Raw genomic sequence first — 5768 nt, forward strand, 5'->3', positions numbered from 1 at the left:
AACAATGTTTTTTTATTAAAAAAGAGTTTTGGAATGTAAGAGTTACTTCTTCTTCATGAATCCCGATAGTTCTTTTATCTAACTTTTAGGGTTGATCTCAAAGTATTCCTTTTTACTTTACTTGAATTAAATACTTTTCTTGATAGCTTCGATAATAGCAGAGGGGAAGCCTTTTTTATCTAATTCATTTAACCCTTTAATAGTTAGTCCGCCAGGAGTTGAAACTCTATCCATTTCAACAGAGGGATGAGCATTCTTATCTTGAATGAAAATAGAGCCTGCTCCTATAGCTGTTTGTGCTGTAAGTTGTATGGCTTCTTGAGAGGTAAGTCCTAACTCAATACCTGCTTGCATGGAAGCTTGAATGTATTTAAATAAATATGCTATTCCACATGAGGATATTGAAGTGGCAGCAGCCATTTTACTTTCAGGAATAATGATGCTACTACCCAAGTGATTAAAAATGGATAAAATTAGATCATCCTCTTTTGGGTTGGTATTATAAGATGCTATAATATTCATACTAGCCTGATAAGTTATAGCTGTATTGGGTATAATACGATAAAATCTTTGTGTTCCTTTACACCATTCCTCCATTTGCTTAAATGTAATTCCTGCTGCTACAGAGGCTAATATTTGGTTGGGTGAAAACTTTAATTCTTGAAGTATAGGTTCTACAATCCATGGCTTTACAGCTAGTATTATGAGGTCAGCATCTTTAATTGCTTCCTCTGATTTTTCTTCAATTATTAAATTAGGAAATTCGGCGTGTAATTTTTCTAATTTATCAATACTTCTATTAGTTATGCAAATTTTAGAAATTTCACTAATAGGTTGAGATGCCAACCCTTTGGCAATAGCACCTCCCATATTTCCTGTTCCAATGATTGTAATTTTCATATTCTTTCGTTTTATCTAATAACAAATATAAAATGAAAAAGGTGAGTAAAGTACTTTAATTCCTCTATTCACCTTTTGTCTATTGCATGTTTTCTATTAGTTCATTACTCTTTTAAGTCGGTTAATGAAGTCTTTTGCATCATCTTTTGTTATGCATAGGGGAGGTAATAAGCGAAGAACATGGGTTCCGCTAACACCTGTAAATACTTTTTCTTCGTAAAGAAGTTTTTTTCGTAAGTCTTGGATGGGTTCTTCAAATTCTAATCCGATCATAAGACCTTTACCTCTTACTTCTTTTATCCCTGCTATTTTAGAAAGTTCTTCCATAAGGAATGTTCCCACTTTAGCCGCATTTTGCACTAAATTTTCTTCTTCAAATACGTCCAATACTGCTAGTGCTGCACTACATGCTAGATGATTGCCTCCAAAAGTGGTTCCAAGCATTCCATATTTGGGCTTAAACATAGGGCTAATAAGTACTCCCGACATAGGGAATCCGTTACCAATACCTTTGGCTACTGTCACAATATCTGCTTTAATATCAGCATATTGGTGAGCAAAGAACTTTCCTGTACGTCCATAGCCCGACTGTATTTCGTCCAAAATAAGAATAGCTCCTGTTTCAGTACACACTTTTCTTATCTCTTGCATAAATTCATTCGATACCACTTGTATGCCTCCTACTCCTTGAATAGGCTCAATAATAACTGCACATACATCTCCTTTTTTAAGCTCTGTTTTAAAAGCTTCTATATCATTAAAGGGAAGGTGAGTAACATGGTTGTTATTATTAATAGGGGCTATTATGCTAGGATTATCTGTTGTTTCTACAGCAAGTGACGTTCTGCCATGAAATGCTTTTTTAAAAGCTAAAACTCTTTTTTTATTAGTATGGAAAGAGGCTAGTTTTAATGCATTTTCATTGGCTTCGGCTCCCGAATTGACTAAAAATAGGGCATAAGTGTGATAACCAGATATACCGCCTAGTCTTAAAGCTAACTCCTGCTGTAGTCTGTTGACAACAGAATTGGAGTAAAAGCCGATTTGTTTTAGTTGCGAACTAATAGCCTTAATATAGTGAGGATGTGAGTGACCTATCGAAATGACAGCATGTCCACCATAAAAATCTAGGTATTCTACACCTTCATCGTCCCAAACCTTACAACCTTCTCCTTTAACTATGTTTATATTGAATAAAGGATATACATCAAATAATTTCATAAGCTTATATTAAAAAGCACTAGGCTTTAGTCTTAAACCTACAGTTTCCTCTAGATTAAACATCAAGTTCATATTATGAACAGCTTGTCCTGACGCCCCTTTTAAAAGGTTATCAATGCAGCTGACAATTAGAAGTTTATCTCCATGTTTTTCTAAGTGAATCAGACACTTATTTGTATTAACAACTTCTTTTAAATCAATGCTGTTTTCTACAATGAATACGAAAGAATCTTTATCATAATACTCGTCGTAGATGCGTTTAATCTCTTCAATATCAACTTTTGTCTTTACCACTATCGTAGCAAATATGCCTCTAGGGAAGTCTCCACGATAGGGTATGAAATCAATTTCGACATTAAAGCTATTTTGAAGTTGCTCTAGAGACTGTTTTATCTCAGGAATATGTTGATGTGAAAAAGGCTTATAAATGCTCATGTTATTATCCCTCCAGCTAAAGTGAGTGGTTGGTTTAGGATGAACACCTGCACCTGTACTGCCTGTAATAGCATTTACCATAATATCTTCATTCAACATCAAGTGTTTAGCTAAAGGTAATAGGCCTAGTTCGATACAAGTTGCAAAACAACCTGGGTTAGCAATAAATTGCGATTTGCAGATAGCTCTTCTATTTAGCTCAGGCAGACCATAAAGGAATTTATTATCCTCCGATTTTAATCTAAAATCCATAGATAGATCTATAATTTTCAAGCTTTCAGGTACTTTATGAGTATCCAGAAATTTTTTGGAATCTCCATGAGCTGTACAAAAGAATAATACATCTATCTCTTCAAAAGGTAGTTTATCGGTGAAGATCAAATCACATTCTCCATATAAGCCTGAATGAATGTCTGCTACTCTATTTCCTGCATTGCTAGAACTGTGAATAAATGCTATTTCTGCTTCTGGATGATTGATTAGAAGTCTGATTAATTCTCCAGCAGTGTAACCAGCACCACCAACTATTCCTGCTTTTATCATAACTTAAGTAAATACTTTAAATTTCTTTTCCGTTCTTTTTCTGATTCGTATAATAAACTCTCAAAGGAGTTGATAATATTTTAGTAAATCCTTTTGCGTCTTCGGCAGTCCATCCTTTTTGTACTTCTCCATATTCGCCAAAGTCTGTTTTTACTAAATCAAACTTAGAGTCAACGCCTACAAGAGTGAAAGAATAAGGACGAAGTATTATTTTCACGGTTCCATTAACATTCTTCTGGCTAGAGGTAAGCATTGCCTCTATGTCTCTCATTACAGGCTCTAGATATTGAGCTTCATGAAGAAACATACCATACCATGTGCCTACTTGGTCTTTCCAATAAAGTTGCCATTTAGTAAGAGTATGCTTCTCTAACATTTTGTGTGCATTAATAATTAAGATAGGTGCTGCGGCCTCAAACCCCACACGACCTTTAATTCCTATTATTGTGTCACCAATATGCATGTCTCTCCCAATACCGAATTGGTTCGCTATTTTTTCAATCGTATTAATAGCTAGAACTTTATCGTGAATCTCTTTCCCATTTACAGCTGATATTTCACCTTCCGTAAAAGTTAGAGTTAGTTCTTCGGGTTCTTTTTTAGTGATTTGAGAAGGATATGCTTCTTCGGGAAGTGTTTGATCACTTTGGAGTGTTTCTTTTCCTCCAATAGAAGTCCCCCAAAGTCCTTTATTTATAGAATACTCCATTTTCACAAAATCGGCTTCATACCCATGATCTTTAAGATAGTTGATTTCATATTCACGGGTTAATACCATATCTCTTGTAGGAGTTATGATTTCTATATTAGGAGCTAGTACATCAAAAGTTAGGTCAAAACGAATTTGATCGTTTCCTGCACCAGTACTTCCATGGGCTATAGCATCTGCGTTAATCTCTTTGGCGTAGTTGGCTATGGCAATTGCTTGAAATATACGTTCAGAACTAACTGATATAGGATATGTGCCATTACGTAATACATTTCCATATATCATATACTTGATACTCTTGTCATAATATTCCTGAGTGACATCGAGAGTAACATGTCCTTTTGCTCCTAGTCTATATGCTTTTTCCTCTATTGTTTTAAGTTCTTCTTCGTCAAATCCTCCTGTGTTCGCAATGGCTGTATAAACGTCATAGCCAAGATCTTTAGATAAATACATGGCACAGAAAGATGTGTCTAAACCTCCACTAAATGCTAATACTACTTTCTTTTTCATAACTAATTGAGTGTTTTAAATTTCTGGATTAAAATCTATGTCGTCCTCGATTGTCTTTTTGGGTCTGCTAGGATCAAATAACATACCTGTACAAATACAGTATTTTCTTTCTGTTCGAACTAGTATATCATGGTTTTTACAACCTTCACAACCTTTCCAAAATGATTCGTCATCAGTAAGATCTGAAAAAGGTACTGGGACATAGCCTAGTTCTGTATTGATTTTCATAACTGCTCCGCCGCTTGTAAGACCAAAAATTTTTGCATTAGGCCATCGCAGCCTAGATAAAGTAAATGCTGCTTTTTTAATGCGTTTAGCTAATCCGTGTCCTCTAAATTTTTCAACAACGATTAGCCCTGAATTTGCTACGTATTGTTTGTTTCCCCAACTTTCAATATAGCAGAATCCAGCAAATTCATCACCTTGGAGGGCGATAATTGCTTTGCCCTCTTTCATTTTTTGCGCAATGTACTCGTGAGTACGCTTGGCAATTCCGGTGCCTCTTACTTTTGCTGCATCGGCAATTGTGTCTAAAATGGTATCTACAAATTCTTCGTGAGAAGCATCTGCGACCATTACATCAATTTGGCTATTATCCATTTCACTAAAAACTAATACTATTAATATTTAATATTAGGGATGATTTGAGAAAGAAATTCACCTATGTCATAGTGGCTTGCACCCTCTTTTAGGATGAGCATGATAGTGTCGTCTCCAGCTATTGTTCCTAAGATGTTATCATAAATTCTGTTGTCAATGTCGTAAGCCATGCTACTTGCATATCCTGGTTTTGTTTTGATAACAGCAATATTCCCAGAGTAATCTAATGATATAAATCCTGTATGCATTAGCATTTCTGTAGGGTTCAAATCTGTAGGTCTTTTGTACATAATGTCATTAGGTAATACGTATACGTAATTACCATTGATATTTGCCGCTTTAGCTACCTTCAATTGTTTTAAATCTCTTGATAGGGTAGCTTGAGTTAGTTGGAAACCTTGATTTTTTAATTCTGTCAACATCTCGTCTTGCGAGCCTATTTCTTGACTAGAAATAATCATTTTAATGGCATCTAAACGATCTTCTTTCTTTTTCATCTCTGTATAATTATTCTAACTACCTTGCAAAAATATGCAAAATATTGGATAAACAAACTATTTTTACTGGAAAATTAATTATTTATGTAATAATAAATATATTTATACAATAATCCAAGAGTAGGACTTTTTGATTTTAAATTGTGGCTAAAAATATCTTATTCTATTTGTTTAAAGGTATTTATAGCCTTATTAATACTCTGTGTTAGTTTGATTTCATATAATTGTCTGATTTTTGATGTGTATATTTATACGCAGTGCATAATGATACTGAAAAACTGTGGTTTGAAATTTATTTATATTTTTTACTCTAGAATTTGCAGGTATAGAAAATATACCTATCTTTGCAT

The 5768-nt window shown here is 34.3% G+C and carries 6 protein-coding genes; all 6 read right to left on the bottom strand.

Annotated elements, in window-relative coordinates; all coding sequences use genetic code 11:
- Positions 1–126 precede the first annotated feature (126 nt).
- The 6 genes from proC to argR all read right to left on the bottom strand — a co-directional run bounded on the left by proC (position 127) and on the right by argR (position 5418).
- Positions 127–900: a pyrroline-5-carboxylate reductase gene (gene proC, locus K8V80_RS00160; RefSeq protein WP_006743982.1), complete on the bottom strand. Its 774-nt coding sequence runs from the start codon at positions 898–900 to the stop codon at positions 127–129.
- A gap of 96 nt (positions 901–996) precedes the next feature.
- The gene (locus K8V80_RS00165; RefSeq protein ID WP_006743983.1) at positions 997–2121 is read right to left on the bottom strand and encodes an aspartate aminotransferase family protein; all 1125 of its coding nucleotides are present in this window, start codon (positions 2119–2121) and stop codon (positions 997–999) included.
- A 9-nt stretch (positions 2122–2130) separates the two neighbouring features.
- The gene (argC, locus tag K8V80_RS00170) at positions 2131–3099 is read right to left on the bottom strand and encodes an N-acetyl-gamma-glutamyl-phosphate reductase (RefSeq protein ID WP_276774417.1); all 969 of its coding nucleotides are present in this window, start codon (positions 3097–3099) and stop codon (positions 2131–2133) included.
- 16 nt (positions 3100–3115) lie between these two features.
- The gene (locus tag K8V80_RS00175; protein ID WP_276774420.1) at positions 3116–4321 is read right to left on the bottom strand and encodes an argininosuccinate synthase; all 1206 of its coding nucleotides are present in this window, start codon (positions 4319–4321) and stop codon (positions 3116–3118) included.
- 15 nt (positions 4322–4336) lie between these two features.
- A complete protein-coding gene (locus tag K8V80_RS00180) occupies positions 4337–4921 on the bottom strand; it encodes a GNAT family N-acetyltransferase (RefSeq protein ID WP_006743986.1) in 585 nt (194 codons plus the stop codon).
- Between the two features lie 20 nt (positions 4922–4941).
- The gene (gene argR / locus K8V80_RS00185) at positions 4942–5418 is read right to left on the bottom strand and encodes an arginine repressor (protein ID WP_006743987.1); all 477 of its coding nucleotides are present in this window, start codon (positions 5416–5418) and stop codon (positions 4942–4944) included.
- Between the last annotated feature and the right edge of the window lie 350 nt (positions 5419–5768).

This window comes from Bacteroides coprosuis (assembly GCF_020741705.1).
In the GTDB taxonomy this organism is placed as follows: domain Bacteria; phylum Bacteroidota; class Bacteroidia; order Bacteroidales; family Bacteroidaceae; genus Bacteroides_E; species Bacteroides_E coprosuis.